Source organism: Streptomyces humidus, from assembly GCF_014649655.1.
Classification (GTDB): Bacteria; Actinomycetota; Actinomycetes; order Streptomycetales; family Streptomycetaceae; genus Streptomyces; species Streptomyces humidus.
Genome location: NZ_BMTL01000002.1, coordinates 144,490 through 162,965, shown reverse-complemented (window position 1 = coordinate 162,965; position 18,476 = coordinate 144,490). Strand labels below are relative to the sequence as shown.

Annotated in this window: 12 protein-coding genes and 1 pseudogene; 3 read left to right on the top strand and 10 right to left on the bottom strand. The window is 68.1% G+C overall.

What is annotated here, in order from left to right; genetic code table 11:
• Complete coding sequence (locus IE239_RS02560) at positions 1 to 1,677, bottom strand: rhamnogalacturonan lyase B N-terminal domain-containing protein (protein WP_190147558.1); 1,677 nt, start codon at positions 1,675 to 1,677, stop codon at positions 1 to 3.
• Between the two features lie 191 nt (positions 1,678 to 1,868).
• On the opposite strand from IE239_RS02560, the gene IE239_RS02555 reads away from it, so the two are divergent.
• Both IE239_RS02555 and IE239_RS02550 read left to right on the top strand, forming a co-directional pair.
• Positions 1,869 to 2,912, top strand: a complete 1,044-nt coding sequence (locus IE239_RS02555) for a rhamnogalacturonan acetylesterase (RefSeq protein WP_190147557.1) — start codon at positions 1,869 to 1,871, stop codon at positions 2,910 to 2,912.
• An 89-nt stretch (positions 2,913 to 3,001) separates the two neighbouring features.
• Complete coding sequence (locus IE239_RS02550) at positions 3,002 to 4,768, top strand: DUF2264 domain-containing protein (protein WP_190147556.1); 1,767 nt, start codon at positions 3,002 to 3,004, stop codon at positions 4,766 to 4,768.
• 322 nt (positions 4,769 to 5,090) lie between these two features.
• Here IE239_RS02550 and IE239_RS02545 read toward each other — a convergent pair whose 3' ends face one another.
• Complete coding sequence (locus IE239_RS02545; RefSeq protein WP_190147733.1) at positions 5,091 to 6,275, bottom strand: IS701 family transposase; 1,185 nt, start codon at positions 6,273 to 6,275, stop codon at positions 5,091 to 5,093.
• 257 nt (positions 6,276 to 6,532) lie between these two features.
• Positions 6,533 to 7,120 (bottom strand): TetR/AcrR family transcriptional regulator, encoded by a 588-nt coding sequence (locus IE239_RS02540; RefSeq protein WP_190147555.1) that lies wholly within the window; start codon positions 7,118 to 7,120, stop codon positions 6,533 to 6,535.
• A 356-nt stretch (positions 7,121 to 7,476) separates the two neighbouring features.
• On the opposite strand from IE239_RS02540, the gene IE239_RS02535 reads away from it, so the two are divergent.
• Positions 7,477 to 8,303 (top strand): IS5 family transposase gene (locus tag IE239_RS02535; RefSeq protein ID WP_190147554.1). Its coding sequence is split into 2 segments (ribosomal slippage): positions 7,477 to 7,816 and positions 7,816 to 8,303, totalling 828 coding nucleotides; the frame shifts between segments, so codons are not numbered across the junction.
• Here the strand turns inward: IE239_RS02535 and IE239_RS02530 are convergent.
• The 7 genes and pseudogenes from IE239_RS02530 to IE239_RS02500 form a co-directional block, all read right to left on the bottom strand.
• A pseudogene (locus IE239_RS02530) lies at positions 8,292 to 8,707 on the bottom strand (hypothetical protein). The gene IE239_RS02535 and the pseudogene IE239_RS02530 overlap by 12 nt on opposite strands.
• Positions 8,708 to 9,203: 496 nt before the next feature.
• Positions 9,204 to 12,113 carry a glycoside hydrolase family 2 TIM barrel-domain containing protein gene (locus tag IE239_RS02525; RefSeq protein WP_190147553.1) on the bottom strand — a complete coding sequence of 970 codons (2,910 nt, stop codon included), beginning with the start codon at positions 12,111 to 12,113 and terminating at the stop codon, positions 9,204 to 9,206.
• Between the two features lie 12 nt (positions 12,114 to 12,125).
• Positions 12,126 to 13,022 (bottom strand): carbohydrate ABC transporter permease, encoded by an 897-nt coding sequence (locus IE239_RS02520; protein ID WP_190147552.1) that lies wholly within the window; start codon positions 13,020 to 13,022, stop codon positions 12,126 to 12,128.
• Entirely contained in the window at positions 13,019 to 13,984 is a 966-nt protein-coding gene (locus IE239_RS02515) for a carbohydrate ABC transporter permease (protein WP_190147551.1), read from the bottom strand. The genes IE239_RS02520 and IE239_RS02515 overlap by 4 nt, the downstream gene beginning before the upstream one ends.
• Before the next feature lie 20 nt (positions 13,985 to 14,004).
• Positions 14,005 to 15,261: an ABC transporter substrate-binding protein gene (locus IE239_RS02510; RefSeq protein ID WP_190147550.1), complete on the bottom strand. Its 1,257-nt coding sequence runs from the start codon at positions 15,259 to 15,261 to the stop codon at positions 14,005 to 14,007.
• Positions 15,262 to 15,757: 496 nt separating this feature from the next.
• Positions 15,758 to 17,008 (bottom strand): ROK family transcriptional regulator, encoded by a 1,251-nt coding sequence (locus tag IE239_RS02505; RefSeq protein ID WP_190147549.1) that lies wholly within the window; start codon positions 17,006 to 17,008, stop codon positions 15,758 to 15,760.
• A gap of 153 nt (positions 17,009 to 17,161) precedes the next feature.
• Positions 17,162 to 18,406 (bottom strand): FAD-binding protein, encoded by a 1,245-nt coding sequence (locus IE239_RS02500; protein ID WP_190147548.1) that lies wholly within the window; start codon positions 18,404 to 18,406, stop codon positions 17,162 to 17,164.
• Positions 18,407 to 18,476: the final 70 nt, after the last annotated feature.

Genomic DNA, 18,476 nt, shown 5'->3' with positions numbered 1-18,476 from the left:
TCAGTTCAGCAGGTCGATTGCGTCGATCGAGGTGCCCGCGCTGAGGTAGGAGGTCGACCCCGAACCGCTCACCACGTTGATTTTCAGCACGTTGTACCGGCTGGTGTCCGTGAGCCATGCGCTCGCCGGAACGCTGTAGCTGAACGTGTGGTTGTTCCCCCGATAGGACCCGTTCGTCAGGGACCGGGTGTTCGGCTGGGTGGGCGGGTAGGGGATGGCCGAGGTCCAGGTGTCGTTGACGACGACCTGTGGACGTCCGTTGGCGTAGGCCGTCGTCACGCCGATGCGCAAGGTGTGTGCGGAGGCGGCCTGGGCTGCGGTCAGTTTGAAGTACACGAGCAGACCGCTGTTGACGTCCTTCCAGATGTAACAGGGGAAGGCCGAAGTCTGGCTGCCGCTGCCGATCACCACGTTGCCGGTCCAGGCGGAGGCCCGTACGTCCGAGGGGTGGGCGTACGTCATGAGGTCGGCGTTCTTGAAGCCGCTCGGGGTGCCGGTCCAGTCGTTGATGCGCCAGATCGCGCTCGCGTTGCTCGGATCGTTCGACGACGGGACGGCGATCGAGTTCAGGGTTGTCGTCCCGCCGGCGGACACGGTCACCTGCGTGTTGTACACGGCCAGCTCGCTCTTGTGGACGGTAAGCGTGTACGTCCCGGGCAGCACCCCGGCGATGGAGAAGTAGCCGTCGGACAGCCGTGCCGAACCCCAGTACTGTGCTGCCGCGTTGGCGAGACCGATCGTGTACGGGTAGGCCGCGTCGCGTCCGGTGATGCCGACCCCCGCGACCCGGCCGCGTCCGCTCGCACCGACATAGCCGGAGATGCCGAGCGAGTCGGCCCAGGATGTGGTCAGGTTTCCGGGGAAGAGCGAGGAGGAGGGCGCACCGCCGTCAGTGAAGGCGATCACGTACGGGCCCTGGAGGCCGAAGCGTTGCTCCTCGGTCTGGTTCTGTCCGTAGTAAAGGATTTCGTACAGGCCTCCGCCGTCGGCGCTCTGGTGGCGCAGCAGGGAGCGGTAGAACGGTCCACCGGAGGCCTTCTCGTGGTTGCTGCGCACGATCCACAGCCCGACGTTGCCTGCCGTCCAGCCGATGTAGTCGTAGTCGATGACGCGGAGCCTGGAGTAGTGCTTGGAGCGGGTCTGACCGTCTGACTTCGCGAAGACGTCGGAAGCCTCGATGGTGCTGGTCGTGTAGGTGTAGGAGTCGGGCTCGTCGTTCAGGAACCGGCCCGCCTTGACACGCACGATGTAACGGGTTGCGGAAACGGAGGTATCAGCCTTGTTGGTCCACATGTACACGTTGTTTTCGCCGCTGCGCGCTGCGTAGTAGTGCTTGAGGGTCCCGTGTGTGACCGAGATCAGGATCGTCGAACCGGACCGTGCGATCGTCACGGTGGAACTGCCGAGGCCCGACTCGATGTGCGAGTTCATGCCGCCGTAGCCCTGGTATTCGGTGCCTCGGTAGATCAGCGACGTCAGATCGCCGGTGGTCTTGCTGACTTTGAAGACCAGGGCGGCGCCGGAGTCGACGACGTAGTTGGAGCCGTCGTCGCTGTAGCCGAAGGCCGCCGCGGTGGCCGGGACGGCGAGCGGCCCGGCGAGCGCGGCCGAACCGGCGGCGGCGCCGAGGACGAAGGTGCGGCGTCGGACCGGCCTGTGGTTGTCGGATCCGGACATGGGGGTGCCTCCTTCGAGAGGTGTGGGGGTGCGGGTGCCTGAGAGCGTGACAGTTGAATCGATTTCGCGAAAGGGCTTTCACTCGCGCGGGGCGGGCAATCTTGTGAGATCGTTCCACATCCTAGAAAGCGCTTACAGAAGGCGCTATCGTCCGGTCGCCAGCCCCTGTTCCCGTGACGGAGGAGCCGCACGTGAGACGTTTCAACATGGCCGTAATGGCGGCACTGACCCTGACGGCCGCCCTCACGGCCGCACCCGCAACTGCTCACGGAGATCCGGCGCCCCTCGGTATCGACCACTGCACCCCCACCGCATGCCACTTCGACGTCCCTCCCGACTCCTATGACGTGAGGGTCGTCCTCGGCGGCGACGGCGAGTCGAGCACCAGCGTCAACGCGGAGACCCGGCGTGCGATGCTGCCCGAGACCGCCGTCCCGGCTGGTGCCCGCATCGTCCGCAGCTTCACGGTCGACGTCCGTAGCCCCGAGGGCGAACCGACGGGAGCGGTCGGCACTCCCGGGCTGGACCTGGCGCTCGGCGGCTCAGCGCCGGCGCTGGCGGACATCAGGGTCACTCCGGCCCGGCACGTTCGGCAGATCATCCTCATCGGTGACTCCACCGTCTGTGACCAACCTGCCGATCCGTACACCGGCTGGGGTCAGCAACTCCCGCAGTACTTGAGCAAGGGCATCACGGTCGCCAACTACGCCGATTCCGGCGAGAGTACGGTCACGTATCTGGGGAACCCCCTGCTGTGGGCCACCGTTCAGCCGCTGATCCGCCCCGGCGACCTCGTCCTGGTCCAGCTCGCCCACAACGACAAGACAACCGACGGGACGACCTACCGCGCGAACCTCGAGAAACTGGTGACAGGGGTGAGGGATAAGGGCGGACGGCCGGTACTGGTGACCCCCATAGTCCGCCGTTGGTTCAACGCAGACGGCACCCTGAACAACCCAACGGCTCTGTTGGTCAACGGGCTTGGTGTCGACCACCCGGCGGTGATCCGCTCTGTCGCCGCCGCGTGGGGCGTCCCGTTGGTTGATCTGACGGCCAAGACCAAGGCGTTGGTGGAGTCACTGGGAGCCGAGAAATCCAAGGCGCTCTACCTCTACAACGAGAAGCGCGACAACACACACACCTCCCTGAACGGCGCCACGCTCTACGCGGGCCTGGTCCGCGACGAACTCGTCGCCCGGCATCTGGTGTCGAAGGCGGCTGTGCAGGTGGGATGAGCGCCTGGGGGCGCCTCGACCGGAACCGGGACGCCCCCAGGTCCTGACATGACAGGCTCCGACCAGGCCGCTAAGGAAAGAAACAACAGATGTACCTTCCCGCGCCCGATGCCGCCCTCAGTCCCCGCACCGGATACACCCGCACTCACTGGCAGGCGGCCGCTGACGCACTGCTCGCCTCGGTGGAGCCCTACGCCACCGAGGATCGTGCTCTCTACCACTTTCCCGGCTCCCGGGAGAGCTGGTCCGGTCGCCTCTCCGACGGACTGGAGGGATATGCCCGCACCCTTCTGCTGGCAGCCTTCCGCCGCGACGAGACAGCGCTGGAACGCTACGCAACCGGTCTTGCGGCAGGGGTCTCCGGTGTCTGGCCCCGCATCGAGGACCGGAGTCAACCCCTGGTAGAGGCCGCATCGATCGCCCTTGCACTGCGCCTGACCCGTCCGCTGCTCTGGGACCGTCTCGACGACGGCGTTCAGCAGCGCGTGGCGGACTGGCTGGCCGATGCGCTGACCGCCGCAGCGTGGCCCTGCAACTGGGAGCTCTTCCCGGTCACGGTAGGCGGCTTCCTTGAAGAGGTGGGTCACGAAGCAGGGGCCTCCCGCAAGGCGATCGACCGCGGCCTGGAACGCATCGAGCAGTGGTACGTCGGTGACGGCTGGTACACCGACGGCCCTGGCCGTGCTTTCGACTACTACAACGGCTGGGCGATGCACCTCTACCCGGTGCTCCACGCCTGGCTGGCCGACGACCGTGATCTGCTCAGCCTCTACGGAGGTCGCCTCCAGACGCATCTCGCCGACTACGCACGCCTTTTCGGCGGTGACGGAGCACCCCTGCACCAGGGCCGTTCCCTCACCTACCGGTTCGCCACCACCGCACCGCTGTGGCTGGGCGCGCTGACCGACCACACTCCGTTGCCTCCCGGCGAGACCCGTCGTCTGGCCTCGGGCGCGTTGAAGTACTTCCTGGAGCGAGACGCAGTGGACGATCAGGGACTGCTGACGCTCGGCTGGCACGGACCCGACGAGTCGGTTCTGCAGGGCTACTCCGGACCGGCCTCCCCTTACTGGGCCAGCAAGGGTTTCTTGGGCTTGCTGCTCCCGTCGGATCACCCGGTGTGGACGGCGCAGGAGGAAGCGGGACCTGCAGAAAGGCAGAACGAGGTCACACCCGTTGCCGGCCCCAACTGGCTGCTGCAGTCCACCAGCTCCGACGGTCTGGTCCGCTTGCACAATCACGGCAGTGAGGACGTTCGTTACGACCCGTTCTACACGCGCTTTGCCTACTCCACCGTCACCAGGCCGCGGAGTTCGCCGCCGGACAACTCTGTCACGGTCGGGGATGATTCGAGCCGCGAGGGCATCGTTCCTCTCGGTGCAGGGGAGGGCTGGGCGGCCTCCCGGCACGCGCTGAGTTCCGGAGCCGAGCTCACGAGTCTGGTGGTGGCAGAGGGGGCGGTGGAGGTTCGGGCTCATCTCGTATCCGGCGCGGCACCGGGGACGGCCGTACACGTCACGGGTTGGGGACCGGCGGAAGACGGAAACGAACGGACCGACCTTGCGGGCGTGTACGGACTGACCGGCGACGACTCCAGGCTTTCGGGCACGGTGGGACACGGCCCGACGCTTTTCGTCGCGTTGGCCCGACTCACTGCCGAGCACAACCCCCCGCCTTTCGGGGATTTGGTGTCCGTAGAGGTGAGGAGGGCGACTGTCGATGACATCCACGATGCCCACGACGCCCACGACCTGACCGTCCGCTGGGCGAGCGGCTCGGAGCAGTACTTCCGCTTCGGCTGCACGGCTTCAGACCAGGGGGCCGCGACATCGTGGTGGTCGGTCGCGCCTCGGTGATCCTCAAGCTGGCGCTGGTACTCGGTTCGCAACCTTGTGCTGTCGGTCGGTGACGAAAACGGTGTCAGCGATGATCCGGACGGACCGGGCGACTTCCCGCGTCAGTCGGCGGCGGTAGGTGTGGTCGGCATTCGACCTCGATGACGGGAGGAGAGTCCTCAACCGGCATGCCGCGAAGATCACGGCTGTCACGTCGGCCGCAATCGGCCTGTTCGTCACCGCGCGCGGTCGCGCACTGGCTAGTACTGCAACGGTGTTTGTTCTGATTGCTAGGCAGTTCAGGGGCTGTGTCCGCGTCGTTTGTAGTGGCTGCGGCGGGCGATCAGGCGTCTGATCTCGGCGAGGCTGAGGTGGATGACCTGGGAGGATCCGTTTCTGCTTTCTCCGTGTCCATCTGGCGGGCCCGCAGAACGGTGAGGCAGGCGTGGGCGGCCATGGCGAGGGTCATGTGGCGGTGCCAGCCGGGGTAGCGGCGGACTTGGTAGTCGTCCAGGCCGCACTCCTGCTTGGCGGTCTGGAAGCACTCCTCCACCGCCCAGCGGCTGCCGGCGATGCGGATCAGCTGATCCAGGGTGGTGTCGGCGGGACAGTAGGCGACGTAGTAGGAGATTTCCTCGGGCCTGCTCACGCTGCGGCGGGCGATGACCCAGTGCCTGCGGTCTTCGCGGTGCCAGGGCCTCACCTCGACGCGGGCCCAGTCGTAGATCCGTCGGCCGTGTGCCCCCTCGCCGCAGGAACGGCGCTTCCATTTCTGCCGTGGCAGGTTGGGAAACAGGTCGTGGACGGGGTGGTCGAGTGCCCAGCGGGTGACGACGGTGTCGTGCCGGGTGGTGGCCATGACGTGGAAGACATCGGCCTGCTCGAGTTCGAAGCGCCAGCCCTTGCTGAAGCCGTAGGCGGCATCCGCGGTCACCCACCGAAACGGGATCCGGTCCGCGATGGCCTTGCGGACCATCGCCTTGGCCATGGCCACCTTCGTCTCGAAGGCGACCTCGTCACCGATGCCCGCCCGCCGGCAGCGTTCCCGGTCGTCCGTCCAGGACGTGGGCAGATACAGCCGCCGGTCGATCAGGGTCCGTCCTCGGCCGGTGGCGTAGGCGAGAAAGACCCCGACCTGGCAGTTCTCGGTCCGTCCGGCGGTACCGGAGTACTGCCGTTGGACCCCGGCCGAGCGGGTGCCCTTCTTCAGGAAGCCGGTGTCGTCGACGATGAGCACCGCTTCGCGGTCCCCGAGATGGTCGACCACGTAGCGGCGTACGTCGTCGAGGACCTCGTCGGCGTCCCACTCGATTCGGTTCAGCATCCGCTGGATACGGTCTGGCCCGCCGTGGCCTGCCTCCTCGGCCAGGGTCCAGCCGTTCTTGCGCTGCAGCGGAGCGATCAGCCCCCGCATATAGGCCAGCGCCGACTCCCGTGGCTCCGACCGGCTGAACCGGTGCACGAACCGCCCGTGCACCGCATCCAGTTCACTCGCCCACACACGCGCATCAGCAAGGTCCCCACCCATAATCACACCAACGACGAACCTGGCCAGCAGTCACGGTAGACACCGTTGCAGTACTAGGAGCCCAAGACGAAGCCGAAACGCTGTGCCGGCTCGATGCACGTCAACAGGCTTGTGCCGTAGCAGTGTTCGTCCCAGGGTCGGCCGACGACCGGCAGATCGCCGCGCTCGTCTCCCCCGGCTCGACGTTCCGCTCGATGTCCTCTGCTCTCCCACCGGATCCGCGGCCCCGGGCCTCGCCGACCTGGGTGTGCGTCGCATCAGGACTCCTCCCGCGGCCAGTGAGTGAGCGCCGTGTGCAGTGCAGCGATCGCTTTGTCCCACGACCGCTGCACGTCCCGCGGAGCGCCGAAGGCGCCGCCGGCCTCCAGCATGCAGTAGCCGTGAAACGTGCTGCGCAGCAGGCGGACGGCGTCGGTGAGGTCGGGTTCGTCGAGTCCGTACGCGCGGAGCATTCCGTAGGTGATCTCGCCGGTCCGGCGCAGGGCAGGGGAGTTGGCGGTCAGTTCCCGGTCGAGTTCCTGATCGATGCGGATCTGGGTGGCGGCGTACCGGCCCGGGTGGCGCAGGGCGTACTCCCGGTAGGCGCCTGCGAAGGCGACCAGCGCATCCTTGCCGGCCAGTCCGACCACGGCCACGGCGATTCGGTCGATCATCTCTCCGCCGACGAGCAGCGCCAGCCGTGTGCGCAGTTCGCGCAGGCTCCTCACATGGGAGTACAGGCTTGCGTCCTTCACTCCGAACCGTCGTGCCAGTGCCGAGATGCTGACGTTCTCGAAACCCGCTTCGTCGGCCAGGTCGGCGGCGGCCTCGACGAGGCGGTCGGTGGTGAGGCCGACTCGTGGCATGGGGACCGCCTTGTGTGCCGGGACGGGCAGGGTTCAGCGAGGATCCTAAGGCTTCGCAGGTGAGAGGCCGGAGCCCGAGGGGGAGTCGGGCCGGGACGCGACCGGATTGCCGTAACCTCTGGGCCGGGAAGTGATTGCCGTCCCGGCCCGGTGAGTCCGCGGAGGACTGCAGGGCGTCCGGCTCCCGTTGTGTAACCGGTTTCCTTAGCTCCGCACCTGCACAAATGCTCGTAACCGCTTTCCCCCTGGCTTCCACACCGCCGCAACCTTACGTAACCGTTTGCTAACTGATCGTTTCGGAATGAGTTGAGTTGTGGGTCTTGCGCTTGTCGATCTTGGTCGGCAGGGTGTCCGAGGTGCGTGCTGATCTTGTTCCTGACGACTTGTGGGAGCGGGTGGCCCCGTTGCTGCCGCCCGCTCCCGAGCGGCGCCACCGGCATCCGGGGCGGTTGCGTGTTCCTGACCGAACAGCACTCGCTGGCGTCCTGTTCGTGCTGCGGACCGGTGTCGCCTGGCGGGACGTCCCGGCGGAGGCCGTGGGCTGTTCCGGCGTGACGGCCTGGCGCCGGCTGCGGGACTGGACCGAGGCCGGCGTCTGGCCCCGCCTGCACGCCGCCCTGCTGACCGAGCTGCGCCGCGCCGAACTGCTGGACCTGGACGACTGTGCCGTGGACGGCTCACACGTCCGAGCTCTCAAAGGGGGGACCACGTCGGCCCCTCACCCGTCGACCGCGCCCGCCCCGGTTCCAAGCACCACCTGATCGTTGACCGCCACGGAACCCCGCTCGCCGTCACCCTCACCGGCGGCAACCGGCACGACGTTACCCAGCTCCTGCCGCTACTCGACGCCGTCCCGTCGATCGGGGGCCAGCGGGGGCGCCCCCGCCGACAGCCCCGGCGTCTGTATGCGGACCGAGGCTACGACTTCGACAAGTACCGCCGCCTGCTGTGGAAACGGGGCATCAAGCCGTTGATCGCGCGACGCGGCATCACCCACGGCTCCGGGTTGGGCAAGGTGCGCTGGGCTGTCGAGCGCGCCTTCGCCTGGCTGCACCAGTTCAAACGACTCCGCACCCGCTACGAACGACGCGCCGACCTCCACCAGGGCCTGCTTGAACTGGCCTGCAGCCTCATATGCATCCGACGTCGGTCCGGCGCTCCAAGTGATCGACTAGGAGTCTGAGCGCAGTCCCAGGGCGCTGTGCTGAATCACGCCGGCCGGAGCGTCAGCAGAGCGCGACTTCCGACGGGTCAACTCCACCAGCCTTGAGCGGAGCTCAGGTGCTGGTTGGCCGGGCACGATGGCTGTGATCACCAACTCGAGCATGACGCAGTCGTAGACATCGTCTGTGTTTCCATAGCGCTCGGCTCACGCTCCACCACAGCGCTGGCGATCCGCCATCCACCGCCATCAACCGGCGCGAAGGTCGCCGCGAAGACTCCGTTACCTGTCCAGCTTCGATGCAGGAAGACGACCTCACCCTCTGTGAAGACGTCCCATTTCTCGTCCATGTCCCGCGACGCGTAGCCACGCTGGATCCGCTCCCAGTCCTCATCCGACCAGATCTGCTGAGGCAGCTCCGACATCGGCCGAGGATCCGATATGGGCTGGACACGACACATGGACCGAGTTACACGTTCGTCAGCAGGCATGCAGCGATCTTACGGACGAAGCCGAGCATGACAGCAGTCCTCGTCATTCTCATTGTGAAACGACCTGTAAGGGCGGTGTCACGGCGTTTTTCCGTGCGCACCGTGCCGGGTGATCCGGGCCGCGAAAGACCACCCTGAGGGCGGCCCCACATGGCAACGACCCATAGCGACAGCTGGGTAAACGCTTTCAGCGGAGGCGGCAGCTGCAGCCGTGGTGGCAGTGGCATCAGCTGAGGTAGTGAGCAGGGGGACGTCGATGCCGTGGCCGGTCGGAGCGGCGGCGGCCGGGGAAGTATGCGTCGTACGTGAGGGGAGGCCGCACGTCGCGCGGCCGGCCGACCGCTTCGGGCGGCTGAGCGGGGAGCCGTCGAGCGTGCCGAGGGATCCCCTGCCGCCGGCCCGGGGGCCGGCGGCAGGGAAGGGCAAAGCCTCAGCCGGTCGGCGTGAAGACGAACGAGAACTGTGCGGGCGACGCGGTCAGGACGTACGGGGGCAGAGGGCCCGGGCCGCAGGACTGGGAACCCAGGCCGTGCTGACCGTGATCGAGGTTGACCCACACCGTCTCGCCCGGGACCAGGTCGGTGCGGTGGGCGGCGGCGTCGAGCTGTTCGGTCGTCCAGCGCCGCGCGGTGAACCAGAAGGCGGGGTCCCCCTCGATGCGCAGCCCGCCGAGTTCCGCCCAGCGCACGTCGGCGCGGGCGCCGTTCTCCTGGGGGCGGACGTACGGCGTCTGCAGGGCGTCCACGGTCGACTGCCAGCGACCGAGCGCGGACGCCGCCTTGCTGTCCGGATACGCCTCGCCGGGGCCGCCGCCGAACCACGTCACCCGGTCGGCCTCGGACAGTCCGAAGCGGACGCCGAGGCGGGGGAGCGGCACCGTCCAGTCGCCCTCAGGGGTCACGGAGACGGTCAGCCGTACGCGGTCACCGTCCGACGTCCATCGGTAGGCGGTCGACAGGCCGACCTCCCAGCCGGCCGGGGCCACGCGGGTCCGTACCGTCAGTGCGTCGTCGCCGACTTCGACGGCGTCCAGCCGGTGCCGCATCCGGTGCAGGCCCAGCTTGCGCCAGAGCAGACCGTGGCGGACGTCCGACTGCCAGGGCGCGCCGTCGTCGTTGTCCGTGGTCGCCCGCCAGACGTCCAGGCGCAGGCCGGTCACCGCCACCGGGCCCAGGGTTCGCAGCTCGCCCGTGCGGACGTCGAAGGAGGCAGGGCCCAGAGTCACGAGCCGTTCCCCGACGACCGGCGCCGCGCCCTGAGCGGGTGACGCCAACATCGGTGACGCCAGGGCCAGTTGGCCCCAGGCGACCACATGTCCCGCGCGTGCCCAGGCGGTGTCCTCGGCCAGCACGGCCTGGACGGTCCATCCCGTCTCCACGCCTGCGGGGGCGTCGACCGGAGGCTCCGGCAGCGGCACCTCGGCCGATGCGCCCGCCGCCAGCGGCGGCACCGTGAGGGACCCGGACCCGACGGTCTCGCCGTCCACCTGGAAGGCCCAGGTGAAGGCAAGTGCCGAGAGGCCGGCGAAGTCCTGCTTGTTGGTGACGCGGACCGTGCCATCGTCGGAGGCGTCCAGAGCGACCGGCTCGATCACCTTCTTGAACTCGACGAGGCCGGGGGAGGGGGTGCGGTCGGGGAAGACCAGGCCGTCGCAGACGAAGTTCCCGTCGTGCAGCTCCTCGCCGAAGTCGCCGCCGTAGGCGTAGCCCAGCTGCGGGTGCCTGATGCCGTGGTCGATCCACTCCCAGACGAAGGCGCCCTGGAGCCGGTCATGGGCCTCGAAGATCCGCTGGTAGTCGGCCAGTCCGCCGGGACCGTTGCCCATGGCGTGCGCGTACTCGCAGAGAATGAAGGGGAGTCGACGTCGCCCGAGGGGACCGCCGTCCAGGCCCTGTCCTGTCCGCTCGACCTCCTCGTGGGAGGCGTACATACGCGAATAGACGTCTGTGTCACGGCAGTTGACGTCGCCTTCGTAGTGCACGAGACGTGCGGGGTCACGGGCGCGGATCCACTGCGCCATGGCGGTCAGACCGCGCCCGGTGCCGGCCTCGTTGCCCAGGGACCAGACGACGACCGACGGGTGGTTCTTGTCCCTCTCGACCATGCGGGCGGCGCGGTCGAGGAGGGCGGGGGTCCAGCGGTCGTCGTCGACCGGGTTGTCCCGCCAGTCCTGTTCGACGAAGCCGTGGGTCTCCAGATCGCATTCGTCGATCACCCACAGTCCGTACTCGTCGCACAGGTCGAGGAAGGCCGGGTGCGGCGGGTAGTGGGAGGTGCGGACCGAGTTGACGTTGTGCCGCTTCATCAGCAGCACGTCCTCGCGCATCGTCTCCAGGTCGAGGGCGCGGCCCGTCTCGGGATGCCACTCGTGCCGGTTGACCCCCTTGAAGAGGATCGGGCGGCCGTTGACCTTGATCAGCCCGTCCGCCAGCTCGACGGTGCGGAAACCGATGCGCAGGGGTACGCGCTCGCCCTCCGTCACCAGTTCGCCGTCGTACAGCGTGGGCGTCTCCGCCGTCCACGGCTGCACCGGTGCTGTAACCGTTTGCCCGGTCGCGACATCGATGTCCAGGTCGGGCACGGTCACCCGCCCCTCGACATCGGAGTCGACGCGCAGTGAGCCCTCGCCCGTGACGTGGTCGTAGGCGGCGTGCACGAAGAAGTCGAGCACGCTGCCGGCCGGACGGTGCAGCAACGTCACGTCACGGAAGATGCCCGGCAGCCACCACTGGTCCTGGTCCTCCAGATACGAGCCGGCCGACCACTGGTGGACCCGGACCGCGAGGACGTTCCCGCTTCGCCTGAGCAGGTGCCCGACCGCGAACTCGTGCGGCAGCCGCGACCCCTTGAACTCTCCGATGTCCTCGCCGTTCAGCCAGACCCGTGCACAGGACTCGACGCCGTCGAAACGGAGTACGCAACCGCCTTCAGAAACGTCGGGCCACCCCTCGGGGAGGTCGAAGACCCTCAGATGGTCGCCGGTCGGGTTCTCCGTCGGCACCCGGGGCGGGTCGACGGGGAAGGGGTAGAGGTGGTTGGTGTAGACGGGCGAGCCGAAGGCGCCCTCGCCCTGCAGCACCCAGTGCCCGGGGACCGTGACCTCAGGCCAGTGCGCGGCGTCGTACCCCTGCGCGGCGAACGCGTCGTCCTCGGCGTCGGCCGTCGCCGACACGCGAAGCCGCCAGCGTCCGTTCAGCGACAGGGATGGGGCGTTCGAGGCCGCGTACCAGGCGCGGGGCGGAAGGGCCCCGTCGCCCGGCGAGACACTTTCGACGTAATCGACGGACGCCGGTCCCCCCGCTCGTGGGGAAGCGGGGGAAGGGGAGGTGCGCAAGGACATCGGTCTCCTGGGTCAGCCCTTGATGCCGGTCTGCGCGATCCCCTGGACCAGCCAGCGCTGGAGGAAGAGGAACACGAACACCAGGGGCAGGATGGACATGGCCGTGGCCATGAAGATCAGGTGGAAGATGACGGTCTGGTTGGTCATGTAGTTGGAGAGCGCGACCTGGACGGTCCACGAACCCGGGTCCTGGCCGATGACCAGCGGCCACAGGAAGGAGTTCCAGCCGTTGATGAACGTGATGGTCGCCATCGCCGCGAAGAAGTTCAGCGAGTTCGGTACCACGATGCGCCAGTACGCGCCCCAGTAGCCCAGTCCGTCCACCCGTGCCGCCTCCTCGAGTTCCTTCGGGAACCCGAGGAAATACTGCCGGAACAGAAAGCAGGTGAAACCGCTGAACAGGCCCGGGATGATCAGACCCCGGTAGGTGTCCACCCAGCCGAGCGACGACACCAGGACGAAGCTCGGGACGAAGGTGACCGCCGTCGGGACCATCAGGGTGCCCAGGACGGCGTAGAAGACCTTGTTGGCGTGCCGGTAAGGGATGCGGGCGAGTCCGTAGCCGGCCAGGGAACACACCAGCAGCACGCCGACGGTGTGCAGGGTGGCCACGACCGCCGAGTTCCACAGGGACTGGGCGAAGGGGACCGTCTCGTCGGTGAACAGCTCACTGATGTTGCCCCACTGGATGTCGGTGGGGAAGAATTTCCAGTTCTCTCCGGTGATCTCGGCGTCGGTGGAGAGAGCGTTGCGAAGGAGCAGATAGAACGGGATCAGGAAGAAGAACGCGGAGATCCCGGCGGCGACGTAGAGGCCGGTGGAGCTCATCACGCCGCCGCCGCGCCTGTCGCGGCGGGACTTGTCCGACGGAGGTGCGGGCTCCCGCACCTCGGGCATCGTGGTGGTCACTTGGACTCGTCCCCCCTTCCGAAGCCGAGGAACCTGCCCTGGAGCAGGGTCACGGCACAGATCAGCACGGTCAGGACGACCGCGCCCGCGCTGCCGGCCCCGTAGTCCTGGCTCTCGCCCAGGGCTTTGTAGTACAGCTCGACGAGCGGCGGACGACCCCATGTGGTCTTCGACAGGAGGTTGAAGAACTCGTCGAAGGCCTGGTAAGCCGCGATCAGCAGCAGGAGGATCACCGCTGTGGACGTGGCGCGCAGCTGGGGCAACGTGATGTGACGGAACGTCTGCCAGCCCGGCTTGGCGCCGTCGATGGCAGCGGCCTCGTACAGCTCGCCGGGGATGTTCTGCAGTGCGGCCAGGAACAGAATCATGTAGAAACCGGACTGCAGCCACAGACGTGCCGTGACGATGACGAACCAGTACCAGGGCGGACTGGGGTCGACCAGCCAGGCGATGTTGTCGATCCCGAACCAGCCGATGACGGTGTTCATCAGGCCGAAGCGGACCCCGCTGAAGATGGACATCTTCCAGATCAGCGCGGCGGCGACATAACTGCACGCGGTCGGCAGGAAGAAGACCGACCGGAAGAACGCCCGCATGAACCGCAGCCGGTTGACCAGCAGGGCCAGCCCCAGCGAGAGGGCCCACGTGGTGGGCACGATGAAAGCGGCGAAGACGGTGAAGGTGCCGAGCGAGCCGACGAAGTCGTCGTTCGTCAGCATGTACGTGTAGTTCTCGAAGCCGACGAACTTGTCGGGCGTGACGGTGAAGCGGGCCTCGAAGAAACTGAGCCAGAGGCTCCACAGGATCGGCGCGTAGACGAAGATGGCCAGGCCGATGAGGAACGGCCCCGTGAAGAGCCAGAAGTTGAACGTGGGGCTGCCCCGCAGGCCCCGCCGCGGCTTGGCCGGTGAGGGCTTCGCCGGGGCGGGGCGCGCAAGGCCGCGCGTCTCGGTCGTCGACATGTCGAGGTCCGTCCCGCGGCCTATCCGAACAGCTTCTTGAGTTCGCGGTTGACGGCCGCGTCGGCCTTGTCGAGCGCGGCTTCCGGATCCATGTCCTTGCGGACCGCGTTCGCGAAGACGTCTTCGAGTGAGGTGATCATGGCCTGGGTCCAGCCGATGTTGTCGAAGTGCCCGAACTCGTTGAACAGCCTGACGCCCTCAGCGGCGTTGCCCGACTTGAGCTTGGTGGCGGTCTGAGCGATCGAGGTGCGCGGCGGGATGTGGAAGCCGAAGGACGTGGCCCACTCCTCCTGGTACTTCTTCTGGTCGATCCAGAGCCACTTGACGTACTCCTTGGCGGCCTCGACGTTCTTGCCCTTGGCGTTGACGAACATCGACCAACCGCCGTTGTAGACCGACTGCTTGCCGGAGTCGACGGTCTTGGGGAAGGGGAAGACGCCCCAGTCGTCGCCGAGCGCCTTCTGGATGCCCGGCATCGCCCACATGCCGCAGAACTGGATGGCGCACAGACCCTGGTTGAGGGAGGAGGGGTCCCAGGACGCGGTCGGTGCGCCGAGGAGGAGGTGGCCGCTGGTGAACAGCTTGCGCATCTTCTTGATGCCCTCGATGACACCCGGGGTGTGGTAGGCGATCTGGTTCTTCTCGTCGAGGGTGTCGGCACCCGCCGACCAGATCATCGGGTTGATGACGCTGTGCAGGTCGTCGCCCATGTACAGGCCCTTGACCTTGCCGGTGGTGAGCTTGGCGGCGGCCTCCATCAGCTCGTCGAGCGTGGTCGGCACCTCGACCTTGGCCTTCTCCAGCATCGACTTGCGGTAGAAGAAGAACTGCGGGTCGTCGATCATGCGGACGCCGTATGTCTTGCCGTCGACCGTGTGCGACTTGATGTCGGCGGGGTTGAAGTCGCTCTTGACCGGTTCGATGATGTCGGTCAGGTCCGCCACCTGGCCGCTCTTGATCATCTGGATCTGCGGGTGGAACTCGAACAGGTCGGGCGCGCTCTTGGTGAGCAGCGTGGCGAAAAGCTTGCTCTCGAAGTCGGCGCTGGTGATCCACTGCGTGGTCACATCGCCCTTGTCGTAGGCCTTCGCGTACTTCTTGATCGCCTGTTCCGTGCCCGGCTCGCCGTAGGCGTGGAAGAACTGCGTCAGGGCGACGCCCGAACCCGACCCCCCACCACGGCCGTTGTTGCTGCCGCAGGCGGCGAGCGTGCCGGCCGCGGCCATGCCTGCCGCGGCCCGGAAGAGGGATCGGCGGGACCAGTTGCTGTTGCTCATTGCCGACATGGTGACGTCCTTGTCTCGAGTACGGCTGCGGCGCGACGACTTCGGTGCCGGATGGCTCAAATGGCACTGCGGAGCCGGACGTTAACCTTCGGCTAAGGCTTCGGCAAGGGGTTGGACGAAGTCTGTTCGAAGCGTTGCCATCGGTTCGGCATGGCGAACAGGCGGATTCCCGGGACGCATTCGGGGAGGAGCGGTGCGCGGCGCGAGTCGGTTACGGGGACAGGGAGATGAGGGCCGCCGGTGTCAGGGCCGGCGACCCTCGGTCCAAGGGAGTGATCCTTGCGGGCGAACTACCGCCCGGCCAGGGCTTCGTGGGCCCCGGCGGATCCGTCCTGTCTCCCGGTGCGCTTCACCGCCGCACATTCCGCTCGTCGCCCCGGGCGATGTGCCCGGACACGCCGACGGCCAGGGGCGTCACGGCCACGGTCGGCGACTGCACGCGTGAGCGGTACACGGCCGGCCGTCGCGCAGTCCTGTGGACGGCCGCTCATCCGGCCGACGCCGTACGGCTGCGCGCGCCCACGCCGGTACGTCTGACGTGGCGCTGCCCGACGGACTGCAGCGCACCTTCCAGCGCGAACGTCGCCGCGCCCAGACAGGCCGGATCGCTCGGAATCGGGCTGACGACGATCCGGCCGGCGGCCAGCGGGCGTTGCAGCGCATGCCGTGCCACCGCCTCGCGCACCTCCTTCAGGAGAGGTTCGCCGAGTCGAGCGGCGACCCAGCTGCTCAGCACGACCACCTCGGGATTGAGCACGTTGATGAGGTTGGCGATGCCCGCACCGAGGTAGCGTGCGGTCTCGCGGACGACCTGGACAGCCGCCGGGTCGTCCGCGGCGACGGCGACCGCCAGCGCGTCGATGGTGGCGGTCTGGTCGTCGGCATGCAACAGCGGGCTGTGCGGGAAGAGTTCGCTCAGATTCTGCATGATGCCGGGCGCGCCGACGTAGGCCTCCACGCAGCCGCGGTTGCCGCAACGGCACGGCCGGCCGTCCAGCACGAGGGTGGTGTGCCCCCATTCACCGGCGCTGTTGCTCACCCCCCGGTGCAGTCCGCCGCCGAGCACCAGTCCGGCGCCCACGCCGGTTCCCAGGTTGACCACCACGGCGTCCCCGTGACCGCGCGCCGCGCCGAACCACAGCTCGGCCACCGCGCCGGCCCGCAGCGGATTGTCCAAGTACAGCGGATACGCGATGTGTTCGGAGAGCAGATCGAGCAACGGCACGTCGTGCCAGTCCCAGTTGGGCGCGTACTCGGAGATACCCGTGGCGCGATCCACCTGGCCCGGCACGCTGACCCCGACCCCGAGCACCCGCGCGGCCTCGACCCCGGCCTGCGCGACCACCGAACCGGCGGCCGCGGCGACATGGCTCACCACCTGTTGCGGACGGCTCTCACCGGGCCGCATGTTCTCCTCGGCGCGCGCCAGCACGTTCAGCGCGAGGTCGAACAGCTCGACATGGACGTACGTCTCCGCGATGTCCACGCCGATCAACGCGCCCCCCGACGCGTTGACGGCCACGAGTCCCCGGGGGCGCCCGCCCGCCGAGTCCTCGAATCCGACCTCCGTGATCATGCGGAGGTCGAGCAGCTCGCCGACCAGCGTGGCGACGGTGGCGAGCGAGAGTCCGGTCGCGGCCGCGAGCTCCTGCCGGGAGGTGGGCGACGCGGCGATGATCTGGCGCAGCACCTCGTAGCGGTTCGCGGTGCGGATGTCCCGTGACGTGCCGCGCTTCATGGAACGTGCCCCCCTCATCGCTTCCGTCCCCTCGCGTGCCGGGCGGGCCAGCACTGCGACGGCACCGGCGCCGCGCCAGGCTATGGCGTGGCGCACAGTTCGACAAGGGGTTAGGAAAGGGGCTTTATAAAGTCGGCGGAAGCGCGTCGGACGTCAGCCGCCGAGAACGTCCCGCACGAAGGCGTTGCTGAACTTGCCGGCCGGATCCAGCACTCGCGCGAGAGCGGTGAAGTCTGCGATCCGGGGGTAGCGGCCGCGTACCACGTCGGCGGGCAGCTGGAAGACCTTGCCCCAGTGGGGGCGCGGCTCGAACGGCTCCAGCTCGGCCTCCACGGCCCGCACCACCGGAAGCACCGCCGCCGTGTCCTCGACCCAGGTGAAGTGCAGTGCCACCGTGTCCCGGCCGTAGGAGGGGCTCAGCCACTGCCCGTCGGCCGCCACGGTCCGCACTTCGCAGATCTGCAGCACGGGGGCCACCGTCTGCCGGATGCCGTCGATCGCTCGCAGCGCCCGGAGCGCTTGCGGACGCGGCAGCAGATACTCGCTCTGCAACTCGTTTCCGCTGCTCGGGGTGAATTCCGCCCGGAAATGCGGCAGCCTCTCGTGCCACGGCCCCGGGACTCCGAACTGCTCGGTGCAGTTGACGGCCGGCATCCCCGGCACCGGATGCAGGGCCTCCACGGCGGGCGCGGCCCACGGGAAGTCGGCCGGCGGCCCGTCCGTACGCCGCTTCACCCACACCTGCCGGAAGCCGGGCGCACCCCAGTCGGTGAACAGACTGACGCTGTAGGCCGCACTCGCGACAGCCTCGAAGTCGAGCCCCTCCAGCGGGAGTCCGGTGAACAGATGCTGTTCCACCTCGTAGGCCGGCTCCAGGTCGAGGGTGAGCGCGGTCACGACGCCGAGGGCGCCCAGGGACGTCACGGCCCCGCCGAACCGCCGGTCGCCGCGCCCGACGACGACGGTGGAGCCGTCGGCGGTGACGATCTCCACCTCCCGCACCGAGCCGGACAGCGGACCGTTCGTGACCCCGGATCCGTGCGTGCCGGTCGCCACCGACCCGGCGACCGAGATGTGCGGCAAGGAGGCCATGTTCGCCAGAGCGAGCCCGTGCCCGTGCACCCGGCGCGCCAGCTCGGCGTACCGGACACCGCCGCCGACTCGCACGGTACGGGCCGACGAGTCGACGTCGATCTCGCCGCTCAGGCCGTCCAGCGACAGCAGCACCCCGCCGTCGCCCGGCTCGGCGATCTTGTTGAACGAGTGCCCGCTGCCGAGCACCCGCACCCGGGAGCTCCCCGCGACCAGCGAGCGCAGCTCATCGAGGGAGCGCGGGCGGAGCACTTCCTTCGCGGTGAAGACGATGTTGCCGGCCCAGTTGGTAACGGATTCCGTCATGCGACTGCTCGCCCCTTCCGAGGAGATCGAGAACCCTCGGTTCCCAGGTGGAACCTACCCTGCCCGCAAC